Source organism: Bacillus sp. ISL-18, assembly GCF_018613415.1.
Taxonomy (GTDB): domain Bacteria; phylum Bacillota; class Bacilli; order Bacillales; family Cytobacillaceae; genus Neobacillus.
Genome location: NZ_JAGGQG010000017.1, coordinates 1 through 16,260 on the forward strand (window position 1 = coordinate 1; position 16,260 = coordinate 16,260).

Annotated in this window: 19 protein-coding genes and 1 rRNA gene; 19 read left to right on the top strand and 1 reads right to left on the bottom strand. The window is 39.6% G+C overall.

The features are described from left to right. The first annotated feature begins 14 nt into the window (after window positions 1-14). The 11 genes from rrf (at window position 15) to rsmI (ending at window position 7,336) form a co-directional block, all read left to right on the top strand. Window positions 15-130: ribosomal RNA gene (gene rrf, locus J7E81_RS22495) — 5S ribosomal RNA — on the top strand. A 207-nt stretch (window positions 131-337) separates the two neighbouring features. Further along, complete coding sequence (locus tag J7E81_RS22500; RefSeq protein WP_215045694.1) at window positions 338-556, top strand: sigma factor G inhibitor Gin; 219 nt, start codon at window positions 338-340, stop codon at window positions 554-556. A gap of 94 nt (window positions 557-650) precedes the next feature. Continuing rightward, on the top strand, window positions 651-2,093 hold the full coding sequence (locus J7E81_RS22505; RefSeq protein ID WP_215045695.1) for an aminotransferase class I/II-fold pyridoxal phosphate-dependent enzyme: 1,443 nt from the start codon (window positions 651-653) through the stop codon (window positions 2,091-2,093). A 25-nt stretch (window positions 2,094-2,118) separates the two neighbouring features. Continuing rightward, window positions 2,119-2,751: a dTMP kinase gene (gene tmk / locus J7E81_RS22510; RefSeq protein ID WP_251028824.1), complete on the top strand. Its 633-nt coding sequence runs from the start codon at window positions 2,119-2,121 to the stop codon at window positions 2,749-2,751. An 81-nt stretch (window positions 2,752-2,832) separates the two neighbouring features. Further along, the gene (locus J7E81_RS22515; protein WP_098530279.1) at window positions 2,833-3,162 is read left to right on the top strand and encodes a cyclic-di-AMP receptor; all 330 of its coding nucleotides are present in this window, start codon (window positions 2,833-2,835) and stop codon (window positions 3,160-3,162) included. Window positions 3,163-3,184: 22 nt separating this feature from the next. Then, window positions 3,185-4,192 carry a DNA polymerase III subunit delta' gene (gene holB / locus J7E81_RS22520; RefSeq protein ID WP_215045697.1) on the top strand — a complete coding sequence of 336 codons (1,008 nt, stop codon included), beginning with the start codon at window positions 3,185-3,187 and terminating at the stop codon, window positions 4,190-4,192. Further along, window positions 4,185-5,012 (top strand): PSP1 domain-containing protein, encoded by an 828-nt coding sequence (locus tag J7E81_RS22525; RefSeq protein ID WP_215045698.1) that lies wholly within the window; start codon window positions 4,185-4,187, stop codon window positions 5,010-5,012. Before holB ends, J7E81_RS22525 begins: the two co-directional genes overlap by 8 nt. Before the next feature lie 12 nt (window positions 5,013-5,024). Then, window positions 5,025-5,399, top strand: coding sequence for a DNA replication initiation control protein YabA (gene yabA / locus J7E81_RS22530; protein ID WP_215045699.1), 375 nt, complete (start codon window positions 5,025-5,027; stop codon window positions 5,397-5,399). A gap of 18 nt (window positions 5,400-5,417) precedes the next feature. Continuing rightward, on the top strand, window positions 5,418-6,203 hold the full coding sequence (locus J7E81_RS22535; protein ID WP_235741773.1) for a tRNA1(Val) (adenine(37)-N6)-methyltransferase: 786 nt from the start codon (window positions 5,418-5,420) through the stop codon (window positions 6,201-6,203). Beyond that, window positions 6,193-6,477 (top strand): GIY-YIG nuclease family protein, encoded by a 285-nt coding sequence (locus tag J7E81_RS22540; RefSeq protein ID WP_215045700.1) that lies wholly within the window; start codon window positions 6,193-6,195, stop codon window positions 6,475-6,477. The genes J7E81_RS22535 and J7E81_RS22540 overlap by 11 nt, the downstream gene beginning before the upstream one ends. Next, window positions 6,455-7,336 (top strand): 16S rRNA (cytidine(1402)-2'-O)-methyltransferase, encoded by an 882-nt coding sequence (rsmI, locus tag J7E81_RS22545; protein ID WP_215045701.1) that lies wholly within the window; start codon window positions 6,455-6,457, stop codon window positions 7,334-7,336. Before J7E81_RS22540 ends, rsmI begins: the two co-directional genes overlap by 23 nt. Before the next feature lie 277 nt (window positions 7,337-7,613). Here rsmI and J7E81_RS22550 read toward each other — a convergent pair whose 3' ends face one another. Next, window positions 7,614-7,898, bottom strand: a complete 285-nt coding sequence (locus tag J7E81_RS22550) for a transition state genes transcriptional regulator AbrB (protein WP_098530272.1) — start codon at window positions 7,896-7,898, stop codon at window positions 7,614-7,616. Between the two features lie 478 nt (window positions 7,899-8,376). Here J7E81_RS22550 and metG point away from each other — a divergent pair, with 478 nt between their 5' ends. The 8 genes from metG to J7E81_RS22590 all read left to right on the top strand — a co-directional run bounded on the left by metG (window position 8,377) and on the right by J7E81_RS22590 (window position 16,205). Further along, window positions 8,377-10,335 (top strand): methionine--tRNA ligase, encoded by a 1,959-nt coding sequence (gene metG / locus J7E81_RS22555; RefSeq protein ID WP_215045702.1) that lies wholly within the window; start codon window positions 8,377-8,379, stop codon window positions 10,333-10,335. A gap of 171 nt (window positions 10,336-10,506) precedes the next feature. Next, on the top strand, window positions 10,507-11,274 hold the full coding sequence (locus tag J7E81_RS22560) for a TatD family hydrolase (RefSeq protein WP_215045703.1): 768 nt from the start codon (window positions 10,507-10,509) through the stop codon (window positions 11,272-11,274). 237 nt (window positions 11,275-11,511) lie between these two features. Continuing rightward, window positions 11,512-12,693, top strand: a complete 1,182-nt coding sequence (locus tag J7E81_RS22565; RefSeq protein ID WP_215045779.1) for a G5 and 3D domain-containing protein — start codon at window positions 11,512-11,514, stop codon at window positions 12,691-12,693. Between the two features lie 207 nt (window positions 12,694-12,900). Further along, entirely contained in the window at window positions 12,901-13,461 is a 561-nt protein-coding gene (gene rnmV, locus J7E81_RS22570; RefSeq protein WP_215045704.1) for a ribonuclease M5, read from the top strand. Continuing rightward, window positions 13,454-14,332, top strand: coding sequence for a 16S rRNA (adenine(1518)-N(6)/adenine(1519)-N(6))-dimethyltransferase RsmA (rsmA, locus tag J7E81_RS22575; protein WP_215045710.1), 879 nt, complete (start codon window positions 13,454-13,456; stop codon window positions 14,330-14,332). Before rnmV ends, rsmA begins: the two co-directional genes overlap by 8 nt. A gap of 173 nt (window positions 14,333-14,505) precedes the next feature. Then, window positions 14,506-15,390 (top strand): sporulation peptidase YabG, encoded by an 885-nt coding sequence (yabG, locus tag J7E81_RS22580; RefSeq protein WP_308162264.1) that lies wholly within the window; start codon window positions 14,506-14,508, stop codon window positions 15,388-15,390. Between the two features lie 236 nt (window positions 15,391-15,626). Further along, window positions 15,627-15,890 (top strand): biofilm formation stimulator Veg, encoded by a 264-nt coding sequence (gene veg, locus J7E81_RS22585; protein ID WP_007084178.1) that lies wholly within the window; start codon window positions 15,627-15,629, stop codon window positions 15,888-15,890. Between the two features lie 129 nt (window positions 15,891-16,019). Beyond that, window positions 16,020-16,205 (top strand): small, acid-soluble spore protein, alpha/beta type, encoded by a 186-nt coding sequence (locus tag J7E81_RS22590; protein ID WP_215045712.1) that lies wholly within the window; start codon window positions 16,020-16,022, stop codon window positions 16,203-16,205. Window positions 16,206-16,260 lie beyond the last annotated feature (55 nt).

The following is a 16,260-nucleotide window of genomic DNA, read 5'->3' on the forward strand; positions in this document are numbered from 1 at the left end:
TTTCAATTGAATAGTCTGGTAATTAAGGCGAGAAGGTCACACCCGTTCCCATACCGAACACGGAAGTTAAGCTTCTCAGCGCCGATGGTAGTTGGGACTTTGTCCCTGTGAGAGTAGGACGTTGCCAGGCATGTTTAGGACAATCCGGAAGGATTGTCCTTTTTCATTTATGGAAGAAAAAGATGCTTAAAAAGCAAATAGTACGAAGTGTTTTCAAAGAAAATACATATAGACATACACCCAATTAGAGGCATTAACATAAGATAATACAGGAGCCGGGTGAAAAGATTATTCAAAAAATTGTATACAAATCTGCGGTAATGGACAGAATGGATGTATGGAGGTGGAGGGATTGAATTCAATATTAGCACATAATCATTTTGAGGAAACGTGCGTTATTTGTGAAAGTCTAAAACCAAAAGGCATACATCTATACACTTCTTTTATTTGTACAGACTGCGAAAATGATTTAATTCATACTGATACAAATGATCCAAGATATAAATATTTCCTTAAACAGCTAAAAAAGATTACTACACCTGAAATATTTTCATAATAAGTCCTTAAAGGGCTTTATTTTTTTGTTGAAAAATAGGAAACTAGATAAAGTGATCTTTAAAAATGTCGTTTAATAGGCAAGGTAGATATAAATGAAAAATCAATTAGAAATCCCTTTGTATAATGCGTTGAAGAGGCATATAAGTAATAATCCTGTATCCTTTCATGTTCCCGGCCATAAATATGGTGAAATAGCTGCATATAAACAGGATGAATTTTTTAAAGGAATAGTAAAAATAGATGCAACAGAATTAACGGGTTTAGATGACCTTCATTCACCAGAGGGACCCATTAAAAAAGCAGAAGAGCTGTTAGCTGCGTTATATGGATCGAAAAAAAGCTACTTTCTTGTGAATGGTTCAACCGTTGGCAACTTGGCTATGATTATGGCTGTCTGTACGGTGGATTCAACAGTCCTCGTTCAAAGAAACTGCCATAAATCGGTGTTAAATGCTCTGAAGTTAGCAAAGGTAAGGCCTGTCTTTCTTGAGCCTGAGATCGATCAGGATTGGAAGGTAGCTGCATGCATCAGCATTCAAACCGTCCAACAAGCCATTAACCAGTATCCTGGCGCTAAGGCACTGATCTTAACTTACCCGAATTATTATGGGATGGTCGATGATTTAAAGGGAATAATTGAGTTGGCTCACCTCCATCAAATTCCGGTATTGGTGGATGAGGCACATGGTCCACATTTTATCATTGGAGAACCTTTTCCCCCATCTGCACAGCAATTGGGTGCGGATGTGGTTGTTCACTCTGCACATAAGACCCTTCCAGCGATGACAATGGGTTCCTTTTTGCACGTGAATGGGAACTTGGTAAACCTAACAAGGGTAGAAGAATATCTAGGGATATTTCAATCAAGCAGCCCGTCCTATCCAATTATGGCATCACTAGATATTTCCCGATATTATTTAGCAGGATATGAACCTGAAGATGTAGACTTTCTTCTATCTGAAATTCAATCGTTTAAAGAAGCTTTAGCTAAGATTGAAAGCATAAAAGTGTTAACCTATCCAAAGAACGAGGGTGACCCTCTTAAAATCACGATCCAATCTAAATCTAATTTAACAGGAATTGAATTACAAAAAAGGTTGGAAGCGAATGGAATCTATACGGAGTTAGCTGATCCGTATAATGTCCTCTTTATTTTACCTCTTTTAAAAAAAGGACAAGTCTATCCATTATTCGATACTGCGGAAAAAATGAAAAGTGTGCTTGCCGGATTGCCGTTTAACGACATAATAGAAGAAATTCCGACAGGCGGTGAAAGGATTTCGGAATTAGCCATCCGTTATAGTGAAATGGAAAAACTAAATGTAACGGAGGTCAAGATAGAGAGGGCATTAGGATTGGTTTGTGCGGATACGATCATACCCTATCCACCTGGAATACCTTTGCTAATGAAGGGAGAAAGAATAACAAGTGGAAAAATTGGACAGCTTAATCGTTTAATGCAAACAGATGCAAGATTTCAAGGGGATGTCTCTCTATTAAAAGCAGGTTATTTAAAGACTTTTTCTATAACGTAGGATGATACATACTGGAGGTTTTATTTTGAAAGAAAACGGAACTTTTATTACATTTGAAGGTCCGGATGGGGCTGGAAAGACAACGATTATCAATCTGATAGCCAAAGAGTTGGATCACGCTTTGTTGACCAGGGAACCAGGAGGCATTGAAATAGCTGAGCAAATTAGAAAGGTTATTTTAGATAAAGAAAATACCGCTATGGACCCTCGGACAGAAGCACTATTATATGCCGCGGCAAGAAGGCAGCATTTAATTGAAAAAGTAAAGCCGGCATTACAAGATGGAAAAGTAGTTCTATGTGATCGATTTGTTGATAGTTCATTAGCGTATCAGGGATATGCCCGTGGATTAGGAATGGATGAGGTTTATGCAATTAATCAATTTGCCATTGAGGACTTGAGCCCAGAGCTGACTATTTATTTTGATATAGAACCAGAATTAGGAATGAAGCGAATTAATCGTAATAAAGGAAGAGAAGTAAACCGCCTCGACTTAGAAAATCTCGATTTTCACCATAAAGTCAGAGAAGGATATCTTCTACTTTTGAAGCGTTTCCCAGATCGAATGGTCCGGATTGATGCGTCAGGTACCATTGATGAGGTCTATCAAAAAACATTAAATATAATCAAAGCAAGATTAGCAGAGAAAAGCCTTTAGCATAAGGCTTTTTTATTTAGGTATACCGGCAGATAACCTGTTATAATAAAATAAAGGAAAAAAGAGGAGAGGGTGTTCCATATGAAAATGATCATAGCCGTCGTTCAAGATCAAGATAGCAATCGTTTATCTAAAGCATTAGTAGATAATAATTTTAGAGCAACCAAACTAGCTAGTACAGGTGGTTTTTTGAAGTCGGGGAACACAACCTTTATGATAGGTACCGAAGATATCCGGGTAGACCGGGCTCTGCAAATTATTAAGGATAACTGCAAATCCAGGGATCAGCTGGTTGCCCCTGTTTCACCAATGGGAGGAAACGCTGACTCTTATGTCCCTTATCCGGTAGAAGTAGAAGTAGGCGGAGCAACGGTATTTGTATTACCAATTGAGCAATATATGCATTTTTAATTATAGATAGTGAGTGATTAATTTGGTTAAAACATGGGATCAACTACTAGAGCTGCAGCCGAAGGTATTGAAAATGTTAAAAAACAGCTTGCTGAAAAATCGAGTGGCCCATGCTTACCTTTTTGAAGGCATGAGAGGAACAGGAAAAAAGGAAATAGCCTTATTGCTCACAAAGTCTTTATTTTGTGAAAAGGTAATAGAAGGCTATAAACCCTGCGAGTCCTGTAATAACTGCCTTCGAATCAATAATGGTAACCATCCAGATGTTCATATGGTGGAGCCGGATGGATTATCGATTAAAGTAGAGCAGATTCGAGCTCTTCAAGCAGAGTTCTCGAAAAAGGGAGTAGAATCATTTAATAAAGTTTACTTGATCTCTCATGCTGATAAAATGAGTGTGAGTGCTTCAAACAGCTTACTAAAATTTCTCGAGGAACCAAATCCGGGTACGGTTGCATTTCTATTAACAGAGCAGGTTCAGCAGTTGCTGCCAACGATTTTATCTAGATGTCAAATGTTGGTATTTCAACCCTTAGCACCGCAGATGATGTTTAAACAGTTAATTGAAAACGGGGTCCATCCTGCTAAAGCACCTTTATTAGCACAGCTAACCAATAATTTGGAAGAAGCTCTCAAATTAAATGTCGATGAATGGTTTGCACAAGCCCAAAAAATAGTGGTAAAATTATATGAGGTGTTAAAAAAAAATCCGCTGGAGGCAATGGTTACACTCCAGGGAGATTGGTTTTTACACTTTAAAGAGAAAGAACAGATTCAACGTGGTTTAGATCTATTACTTTTAGTTTTTAAAGATTTACTATATATACAATTGGATAGGCAGGAGCAGCTTGTTTTTATTGAGGAGAATGAGCGGTTAAGACAATATGCTCTGCAAACATCTGGACGGCGCTTATCGGATCAAATGTCAGCTATTCTTGATGCCAAAAGGAAGCTGCAGGCAAATATGAATCCTCAGCTGATGATGGAACAGCTTGTGTTAAAATTGCAGGAGGGATCTTCATTTGTATGATGTTGTAGGAGTACGCTTTAAAAAAGCGGGGAAAATCTATTATTTTGATCCGGGAGACCTCTCAATTGCTAAGGATGACTACGTCATTGTTGAAACAGTTCGCGGTGTAGAATATGGGAAGGCAGTGATTGCCCGTAAACAGGTGGAAGAACATGATGTAGTTCTTCCGTTAAAAAAGGTAGTCAGAATTGCCGACCAAAAGGATCGAATGATTGTTGAAGAAAATAAGCAGGCAGCCCAAGAAGCTTATGAGGTTTGTAATGAAAAAGTGAATGAACATCAGCTGGATATGAAACTAGTGGATGTTGAATATACATTTGACAGAAATAAGGTAATCTTCTACTTTACAGCGGATGGAAGAGTTGATTTCCGAGAGCTTGTAAAAGATTTAGCAGCTATTTTTCGGACACGCATTGAATTACGCCAAATTGGTGTCCGCGATGAAGCAAAAATGCTTGGCGGTATTGGACCATGTGGAAGAATGCTATGCTGTTCAACCTTTCTAGGTGATTTTGATCCTGTCTCGATAAAAATGGCAAAAGATCAAAATCTTTCATTAAATCCAACGAAGATTTCCGGTTTATGCGGAAGACTTATGTGCTGCTTGAAATATGAAAATGATGAATACGAATCCGCTAAAGAAGCTCTGCCAGATTTAGGGGAAATCATTGAAACACCACAGGGTAAAGGAAAAGTGGTTGGATTAAATATATTAGAGCGGGTACTTCAGATTGAACTAAAGGAACAAGAACGGGTTCTGGAGTATACTTTGGATGAAATCATTAAAGAAGGTGCCTTTTCTATACAATCCACAGATTAAGAGGTGGAAGCCGTGGATAAAAAGGAAATTTTTGAATCAGTAAGTAATATGGAAACACAAATTGGCCATCTTTATCAGCAATTAGGGGAATTAAAGCAGCATTTAGCCGAGATACTAGAAGAGAATCATTATTTAAAGCTTGAAAATGAACATTTAAGGCGCCGTTTAGATGTAACCATGGAAGATGAAAAGAAAGAAACGGATCCAGCACAAGGCGCTGAAGCAGCTGTAGAAACTCCAAGGAGTAAGCATTTTGATGTTGGTGAAGGATATGATAACCTCGCAAGGCTCTATCAAGAGGGGTTTCATATTTGTAACCTTCATTTTGGCAGTTTGCGTAAGGAAGGCGATTGTTTGTTTTGTCTTTCTTTTCTTAATAAGAAATAATCTTAAGAGGCTGATTTGATGCAGCCTCTATTTTCATATCTTTTTGACAGGGTGATGGATATAGTGGTGTATTTAAAGGAAGATGAACGGCTTGATTATTTACTAGCTGAGAAGCTCCGAATTATTCAAAGCCCATCTGTATTTGCTTTTTCTCTCGATGCAGTCCTGCTGGCCCGGTTTGTATATGTTCCCATTCAAAAGGGGAACTTAATCGACCTCTGCAGCGGCAATGGGGTGATCCCTTTATTTTTAAGTACACGGACAAAAGGACAAATTACAGGTGTGGAGATACAAGAACGATTATATGATATGGCAGTTCGAAGCATTGAGCACAATGAGCTCAAAGACCGTTTAAAAATGATTCATGGCGATATTAAGGAAATGCCAAAAGCATTAGGGCATGGTAAATTTGATGTGGTTACCTGCAATCCTCCTTACTTTACCACTCCTTCTAAGGAAGAAATAAATCCTAATGAGCATTTAGCTATTGCCCGACATGAAATACTCTGCACACTTGAAGATGCAATCAAAGCTTCAAGTCAGTTAGTCAAACAAGGGGGCAAGGTTGCTTTCGTGCACCGTCCTGGCCGTCTCATTGATATCATTACATTAATGCGCCAGTACAAACTTGAGCCAAAGCGGATTCAGTTTGTTTACCCAAAGCAGGGAAAGGAAGCAAATATCCTTCTAGTAGAAGCGACTAAAAACGGCAGTCCAGATTTAAAAATACTTCCCCCATTGATCGTATACAATGAGGCGGGCGAATACACTCCTGAAATCAGTGGAATTTTATATGGAGAGTAATCGTCATTATTTTTATGTCTTAACATGCAGCGATGGAAGTCTGTATGGGGGCTATACAAATGATCTTAAACGTCGGGTTGAGCAGCATAATGAAGGCAAGGGAGCAAAATACACACGAGGCAGAGGACCGGTCAAATTGACGTATTATCAAGTTTTTGCGGGCAAAGGTGAGGCCTTAAGAGCAGAATATCAGTTTAAACAGTTAACAAGAAAGAAAAAGCTGGAGTATTTAAAGAAAGCAGGTGAATCGGATGTGGCAGCAAAAAAGCTTTGAAAACGAAGCGAATAAGGGAATCCTTTATCTTGTTCCTACTCCAATAGGAAATCTAGAGGATATGAGCTTTCGAGCCATTAGAATTCTGAAAGAGGCAGATTTGATAGCAGCGGAGGATACAAGGAATACAAAAAAACTCTGTAATTACTTTGAAATCGATACCCAGATTGTCAGCTATCATGAACATAATAAAGAAACTAGCGGAGAAAAGCTGATTGCAAAGGTCAAGCAGGGACTAAAAGTAGCACTGGTCAGTGATGCTGGAATGCCAGCCATCTCTGATCCAGGATATGAGCTCGTCCAAGCAGCGATTAGTGAACAAGTAGCGGTCGTTCCATTACCTGGAGCAAACGCAGCACTGACTGCTTTAATTGCCTCAGGAATTTCCTGTCAGCCCTTTTACTTTTATGGGTTTTTACATCGAAGCAAGAAAGAAAAGCGGGCAGAATTAGATAGTTTGAGGAAACAAAATGCGACCTTAATCTTTTATGAATCGCCCCATCGGATTAAAGAAACGTTAGCTATTATGCTTGATATTCTAGGTAATCGAAAAATTGTCATCTGCAGGGAATTAACAAAAAAGTATGAGGAATTTATTCGTGGAACCCTCGAGGAAATCATTGAGTGGGCTCATTCCGATGAAATTCGCGGAGAATTTTGTCTGATTGTAGAAGGAACTGAATATCAAGAAGTTAATGAAGAGGCAAATTGGTGGCAGGATTTATCTATAGAGGAACATGTTAAACACTACATAACCGTTAATAGCATTTCTTCAAAGGAAGCCATTAAGCAAACCGCAAAAGATCGAGATCTGAATAAGCGCGAGGTGTATCAAGCTTATCATATAGAAGAACATTAAAAATAAGAGGCTGACCAAAAAGGGTTGATGAATAATTTTTGCGGAAGGCACGAAGACTCCTCGAAAATGCTATCGCATTTCCTTCGTGCGTGGGCGGATTCGAGGATGCAAATTCAAAATCCTGCGGGAGTACGGGGCAGGGGAGACCCCGCAGGAGCGAAGCGACGAGGAGGCTCCCCGTACCGCCCGCGAACCGCTTGTGCCTGGAGCGGAAATCAACAGACTAGTTTAATGTATAAAAAAAGGTGCCCCGAAATTTGGGACACCTTCTATTATTTTATTTTACAAGTTCAAAATTCTTTTGAATTTCTTCTATTAATTGTTCTGCACCTTCACGGCTAAGGATTAATTTTCCGCCGGCAAGAGCCATGTTATCATCAGAAACTTCACCAGTTACTTGGCAAGTCATATTTGGCTTGTATTTTTTCAAGATAATACGCTCATCATCGACATAGATTTCAAGAGCATCCTTTTCTGCAATACCAAGTGTACGTCTTAATTCAATTGGAATAACGACGCGGCCTAACTCATCAACTTTACGAACAATACCAGTAGATTTCATTTTATAATCTCCTCTCATAACCACTCAAATTATTTATCTATCTTTCCTTTAGATTCGCCATTATTCGACAAATTTCTTATAAATTTATAATACCAGTACTTCCCAGATTCGTCAATTATTTTATTTTCAAAAGTATTAGTGAAAATTTTTCCATTTACAATATTGTTGATATAACAAGGATTGATATTAAAATTCAGTCGTCGTGCTGGTTAATAATACTATTGCAGGGGAAACATACTTCTTGTCGTAAAATAAATTAGAATTTCGACAAAGTTCTACAATAATCCTGTTGTCGTTCATAAGTTTCGTAGATTTTAACTCCTTTATGGGTGTAATAGGAAATAATTTTAAAAATCTGGAAGTCTAGCATTACGCTTTCTTGCACAAAAGTTTATTTTTCGGTATATTTTGATGATAGAAGTGTTAAAAAGAGGCAATAATGGTTTAATGGGTTTTGCATTGTTTAGGAGGGAATATAATGGAGGAAAAATCAAAGACTTTTTATTTAACCACACCGATTTATTATCCAAGCGGGAATTTACATATTGGACATGCGTATACCACCGTTGCTGGTGATGCCATGGCTCGTTATAAGCGGATGCGCGGTTTTGATGTTATGTATCTAACAGGTACGGATGAACATGGTCAAAAAATCCAGCGCAAAGCCGAGGAAAAGGGAATTACACCGCAGCAATATGTAGATGAAATTGTTGGAGGTATTAAAGACCTCTGGAATAAGCTTGATATATCTTATGATGATTTTATTCGGACAACAGAAGATAGACATAAACAAGTAGTAGAAAAAATCTTTGCTAAACTTCTTGAGCAGGGAGACATCTATCTTGATCAGTATGAAGGCTGGTATTGTACACCATGTGAATCCTTTTTTACAGACCGTCAGTTAGTGGAAGGAAATTGTCCTGATTGCGGCCGGCCTGTCGAAAAAGTGAAAGAAGAATCATACTTTTTTAGAATGAGTAAGTATGTTGACAGGCTTTTGCAATATTACGAGGAAAATCCAGAGTTTATTCAGCCTGAATCCCGTAAAAATGAAATGATTAATAACTTCATTAAGCCTGGTCTTGAGGATCTAGCTGTATCTAGGACAACATTTGACTGGGGTATCAAGGTGCCAGGTAATCCTAAACATGTCATCTATGTATGGATTGACGCGCTTTCCAATTATATTACTGCGCTAGGATATGGTACAGAGGATGATAGCAAATACAAAAAGTTTTGGCCAGCAGATGTTCATCTTGTTGGTAAAGAAATTGTCCGTTTCCACACGATTTATTGGCCGATTATGTTAATGGCATTAGATTTACCACTGCCAAAGAAGGTATTTGCTCATGGCTGGTTGTTGATGAAAGATGGCAAAATGTCAAAATCTAAAGGAAATGTAGTGGACCCGGTTACCTTAATTGACCGCTATGGTTTAGATGCCCTTCGCTACTATTTATTACGTGAAGTTCCATTTGGTGCAGACGGAGTATTTACACCAGAAGGATTTGTTGAAAGAATTAATTTTGACCTGGCTAATGACCTAGGCAACTTACTAAACCGGACAGTGGCGATGATTGAAAAGTATTTTGCCGGTGTGATTCCTGAATATGCTGGTTCTGTTGGTGACTTTGATGAATCGCTGCTCCAGGTAAACCGTGAAACAGTTGCAAAATACGAAGAGGCAATGGAAAAAATGGAATTCTCCGTGGCATTAACTTCCATCTGGCAATTAGTTAGTCGGACAAATAAGTACATTGACGAAACACAACCATGGACATTGGCTAAAGATGAAGAGCGAAAAGGAGAACTTGCTAGTGTAATGGTTCACTTGGCAGAATCTTTACGCCGTACGGCGATCTTATTAAAGCCATTTTTAACTCGTACGCCTAATGGGATTTTTGCACAATTAGGTATTCAAGATGAGGAATTGAAAACATGGGAGAGTCTCGAAGGCTTTGGTAAGATTCCAAGTGGAGTTAAGGTACAAAAGGATGCTCCGTTATTCCCGAGATTGGATATTGCTGAGGAAGTAGAATTCATCAAAACAAAAATGCAAGGAAGCGCGCCGGTTATTGAAGAAAAGAAAGAAGAAGAGAAACCAAAGGAGCCTGCGGAAATTTCTATCGACGATTTTATGAAAGTGGACCTGCGTGTAGCTGAGGTTATTCAAGCAGAGCCGGTAAAAAAGGCAGATAAATTACTCAAGCTTCAGTTAGATTTAGGGTATGAAAAACGGCAAGTGGTTTCTGGTATTGCCCAATATTATAAGCCTGAAGAACTTGTCGGCCGGAAGGTAATTTGTATTACCAACTTAAAGCCGGTTAAACTCCGCGGCGAATTGTCACAAGGTATGATTTTGGCTGGTTCTAAAGATGGCCAACTTTCGATTGCTACTGTGGATCAATCATTGCCAAATGGATCGAAGGTAAAATAAATATAGACAAAGGCGCCCGATTTGGGCGCTTTTTACTTAGAAAAATGTCGGGATTTGCATTAAAATGTTTCACGTGGAACATTTATCCTGTTCATTAGTTGTCTTTAGACAATGGAATACTAGAAGTACAAAATAGCGAGAAATTAACAAAAAAAGAGGAGTTTGATCCGTATGTTATTCGACACACATGCACATTTAAACGACACGCAATTTATTGAAGACCTTGAAGAGGTGATTGATCGGGCCCAAACGGAAGGAGTCTCCAATATGGTCATTGTAGGTTTTGATCGTCCAACGATTCAACGGGCTATGGAGTTAGTCGAACGCTATGATTTTATGTACGCCTGTGTGGGCTGGCATCCAGTTGATGCGATCGACATGACCAATGAAGACTTAAGCTGGATTGAGGAATTGACTTCCCATCCTAAAGTGGTTGCTATAGGTGAAATGGGCTTAGATTACCACTGGGACAAGTCACCAAAGGAGGTCCAGAAAGATGTTTTCCGCCGGCAAATCCGATTGGCTAAAAAGGTGAAACTGCCCATTGTGATTCATAATCGTGAAGCAACGGCTGATATCGTTGAAATTTTAAAAGAAGAAGGGGCAGAGGAAGTAGGAGGGATTATGCACTGTTTTAGCGGCAGCCCAGAGGTAGCAAAAGAATGTATAAAAATGAACTTTAGTATTTCTCTTGGGGGACCAGTTACCTTTAAAAATGCTAAAAAACCAAAAGAGGTAGCGGCAGAAGTACCAATTGAAAGGCTTTTAATTGAAACAGATTGCCCATATTTGGCACCTCATCCCCATCGGGGAAAGCGAAATGAACCAAGTTATGTGAAGCTGGTTGCCGAACAAATTGCCGAAATAAAGGGCTTGACTTTTGAAGAAGTGGCCCAAGCCACGACACAAAATGCTAAGAAATTATTCGGCATAAAATGATAAGGGATTTTGTCGAAACGACAAGAAGCCTGTCCTAATTTTTTCTGATAACAAAAAGTTCTACATGTCTCCTTTTCAACATAGGATGAACGTGTCGATAAGTTTTTCTTTGCAAAGCTTCTAAGGTTGTGCATAATTAGAACTACCTTCACAGGATTAGCAAGGATTGACAGCCGGCATATGGTTCTCTATAATCTCTCCAAAGAAAAGGAGGCGTTTTTCATCGTATTCCCAAACATGAAAAACCTGTTCCCAACGTCTTTGAGCGGGAGGTCATGGACCATCATATTTGCTAGTTTTATAGTTTTGCTTACAACTCTGGGAATTCTTTTATTTGAAGGCTCAAAGCATACTGTAGCAATGACACTAGATGGCAAGAAGATGGTTGTGAACACACATGCAGTTACCATCAAGGAACTTTTAGATGAACTGGATGTACCCCTCACGTCAAAAGACTACTTGTATCCAAGGGCAAGTACGAAGGTCAGGGATGACCTTAATGTCGTTTGGAAGCAGGCGAACATGGTTCACATTGTGAAAGACAACGAGAAGAAAACGATCTGGACTACAGCCGATACTGTGGCTGAACTCCTAAAAGAACAGAAGATTGTATTAAAGGAACACGATCAAATTTCACCAAATCCACAAACGGCAATTGAAAATAAGATGAATGTAAAGCTTAATATTGCGTTGCATCTTACATATGTGGACGGCGGAAAATCGCAAAAGGTTTGGTCCACTTCGACTACGGTCGCTGACTTTTTAACACAACAGGGCATTAAACTAAATGAATTAGACCGAGTGGAACCGTCACTAACAGATAAAATAACAGAGAATGGTGTTGTGAACGTCATTCGGGTAGAAAAAGTCACCGATGTAGTGGAAGAACCCGTTCAATTTGCCGTGGTAACGAAAAAGGATGAAAAATTGCAAAAAGGGCAGGAAAAAGTCATTGCTCCTGGAAAGCAGGGACGTGTCTCAAGACAGTACGACGTCGTGCTTGAAAATGGCAGGGAAGTTTCAAGAAAGTTGATCAACGAACAGAATATCTTACAAAAACAGGATAAAATTGTGGCTGTCGGTACGAAGGATTTGGCGTTACAGGTTTCCCGCGGTGAGGCTCCAAATGGACAGGAGTTTTATGTGACGGCAACTGCGTATACGGCCTATTGTAATGGCTGCTCCGGACATACAGCTACAGGTCTTAATCTTCGTGCTAATCCAAATATGAAAGTAATCGCGGTTGACCCAAGGATTATTCCACTTGGTTCGAAGGTGTATGTAGAAGGCTACGGCTACGCTGTAGCGGCTGATACAGGCGGAGCAATCAAAGGGTATATTGTTGATTTATTAATGCCATCACATGCGGATGCATACCGCTGGGGGCGTAAGAAAGTAAAGATTACCGTCCTAAACTAATTACTCAGGTGCAGAGGATTTTATTCCTCTGCATTTTGCTTTTTTTCTAAAATTCTTTATACTAACAACGAATACTTGCTTCAAATTTCTTTACCAAAGCCTATATCTAAATGTATGAAATCAATCCATAATATAGACGAACGATATTACAAAAATGTTTCAATTTTTTCATTTTTAATTTATTTCGATGGAGGCATTTATTTTTACATGAAAATTAAAGAAATCATTGTCGTTGAAGGAAAAGATGATACGACAACAATAAAAAGAGCCGTTGATGCTGATACAATTGAAACGAATGGATCGGCCGTCAATCAAACTACTATTGAAAAAGTAAAACGGGCCCAAGCAACACGTGGTGTCATCATCTTTACTGATCCAGACTATCCTGGTGAAAAAATCAGAAAGACGATTGCTGCAGCTGTTCCCGGCTGTAAACATGCCTTCTTGCCAAAAGAGGCGGCTATAGCTAAAAGAGGAAAGGGTGTGGGCGTAGAACATGCCAGCCCAGAGGATATTAGGGAAGCGTTAAAGGATGCGCAAATCATGCATGAGGTGATTTCAGAAGAAATTACCCAAGAGGACTTAGTAACGGCCGGCTTAATCGGCGGAGAGGGCGCTAAGGAGCGGAGAATCTTGCTGGGCAAGCTGTTAAAAATCGGTTATACAAATGGAAAACAGCTTCATAAACGATTAATGATGTTCCGCATTAGCAGACAAGAGTTTGCAGAAGCATTACGTGTTTTACGACAGGAGGAAAAGAATGGATAAGGATATAGCAACACCAGTCAGAACGAGGGCGATCCTCGAAAAATATGGTTTTTCTTTTAAGAAAAGCCTGGGACAGAATTTTTTAATTGATACAAATATATTAAAGAAAATTGTTAGTTTTGCCGATTTAAGCGAAAGTTCTGGTGCGATTGAAATTGGTCCTGGAATTGGCGCGCTGACAGAGCAGCTGGCACGGTCAAGCAAAAAAGTGGTTGCCTTTGAAATCGATCAAAGATTGCTGCCGATTTTACAGGATACCCTGTTGCCCTATGAAAATGTAAAGGTTATACATAAGGACGTGTTAGAAGCAGATGTTCGAATGGTAATGGAAGAGGAGTTTCCAGGAACGAATGATATTATGGTGGTGGCGAATCTTCCTTATTATGTAACGACCCCGATCATTATGAAGCTCCTTGAAGACCGGCTGCCGATTCGCGGGATTGTTTGTATGCTGCAAAAGGAAGTGGCAGACCGAATCTCTGCCAAGCCAGGCACAAAGGAGTATGGATCGCTTTCGATTGCTATTCAATACTACACAGAGGCTGAGACTGTCATGATTGTACCAAAGACGGTGTTTGTCCCGCAGCCAAATGTTGATTCTGCTGTGATTAGATTAACGAAGCGAGAGAAGCCTGCTGTTGTGGTAAAGGATGAAGATTTCTTTTTCCAAGTGACCAAGGCGAGCTTTGCACAGCGGCGGAAAACGCTATTAAATAATTTAACAAGTCAGCTGCCGGATGGGAAAGAGAAGAAAGAAGAGATTCTCACGGCCCTAAGTGCAAGTGGAATTGAGCCTGTTCGCCGGGGAGAAACCCTTTCTCTAGAAGAATTTGGCCGGTTAGCAGATGAACTATATTCATACTTTCATTAATACGAATGTCCTCATGATGAATTCATGAGGGCATTTGTTTTATCCACCGCGAAATACTCCCCTCCAAATGTCTCATTTTTCCTAAATTTTTAACAAGGACAACTTTCCATGCATAGCCTATGAAAGAACCCATAATTAAAAGGCCTAAGCTGGTCTTATTGGAGTGACGGGCAGTGGATATTAAGCAAATGGATATTGTCGGAAGGAAATCGTATAACTGCGACATCATGTTCCGCGTTATCGATTTTCAAAACATAAACAACCAGAAGGTAGCCATTCTCTATGGGGAGGATTTCCGTCTAGCTGCAGATGCACCATACACTGATTTGGTTATCCTTAATCAAAATGAACGGGTAAAATTGCAGCAAGAATATAGAACGCTTGAAGAACAGTCATTAAGACTATTTCGGCAGGATGCCGATTTAGTGAAACATCGTCAGGAATATGAATCGACCAGCGGTTATGTGAGACCAAGCAACTATTTTCAAATTCCTGGAAAGGTTCTTCACTTGGACGGTGATCCCTCCTATTTAAAAAAATGCATGGCCGTATACGAAAAAATCGGTATCCCTGTGGTAGGGATACACTGTAATGAAAAAGAAATGCCGGAACGAATTGGCGCCTTAATGGATCAGTACCGTCCCGATATCTTGGTTATTACTGGCCACGATGCCTATTCAAAGGCGAAGGGAAAGATGTCTGATATCAATGCCTATCGACATTCAAGGCATTTCGTCCAAGCGGTCAGAGAAGCTCGAAAAAGGGTTCCTCATTTAGATCAACTCGTTATCTTTGCAGGCGCCTGCCAATCTCATTTTGAATCACTCATCCATGCAGGGGCAAACTATGCCAGTTCTCCATCAAGGATCAATATTCATGCACTCGACCCGGTTTATATCGTCGCAAAAATAAGTTTCACCCCGTTTATGGAACGCATCAACGTCTGGGATGTATTAAGGAATACTCTAACAGGTGAAAAGGGTCTCGGAGGGATTGAAACGAGGGGTGTATTGCGGACAGGAATGCCTTTTCGGCCCATTATTGATGAGGCTGAATAAGTGATTAGAATAGTGGAGCTGCTAGTTTCATACTTGGCTCCCCTTATTCTAATCTTGCTTAATTTTTTTTAGATACATATTAACCACTAAATAAGGCAACGATAACAATGTTGAAAATTAGAAGAAAAAGTAGAAGAAAAAATATTGACAATCATTTTGTTGGACTGATATAATTTATATTTTTGTTTGACAGAACTATGTCAGTGTGTTATACTTTACACAGTGAGGTGGACCGAATGCCAAAAACCTTAGCCGATATTAAAAAGGCTCTTGACACAAATTTGGGAAAAAGATTATTGCTGAAAGCCAACGGTGGACGCAGAAAAACAATCGAACGTTCTGGAGTTTTAGCAGAAACTTACCCATCCGTTTTTGTTATTGAGTTAGATCAAGATGAGAATTCGTTTGAGCGTGTTTCATACAGCTATGCGGATGTTCTTACAGAAACAGTTCAAATTACTTTCTATGATGATGCAGCAGGACATGTAGCTTTAAGCTAGTATATAAGCAATGGGTGGCAGTAAACTAAGGTTTACTGCTTTTTGCTGTCTATATAATCTAAAATTCTTCATGAAAAGGATTGTTCTTTTACATACTAAGAATGCTGTGGTATGAAAGGGGTTGTTTAGATGGGCCGAAGAAGAGGGATTATGTCCCATCGCTTTAAAGAGGAGCTAGCCAAGGAACTTGGGTTTTATGATGTGGTTCAGAAAGAAGGCTGGGGCGGTATCCGTGCAAAAGATGCAGGGAATATGGTGAAGCGTGCCGTAGAACTTGCCCAGCAGCAGTTAGTCAATCAGAATCGTCAAACGTAACATAGATTAGCACCTCCGCATTAAACAAATCTTCACCACAGCTTGGTCAGTGCAA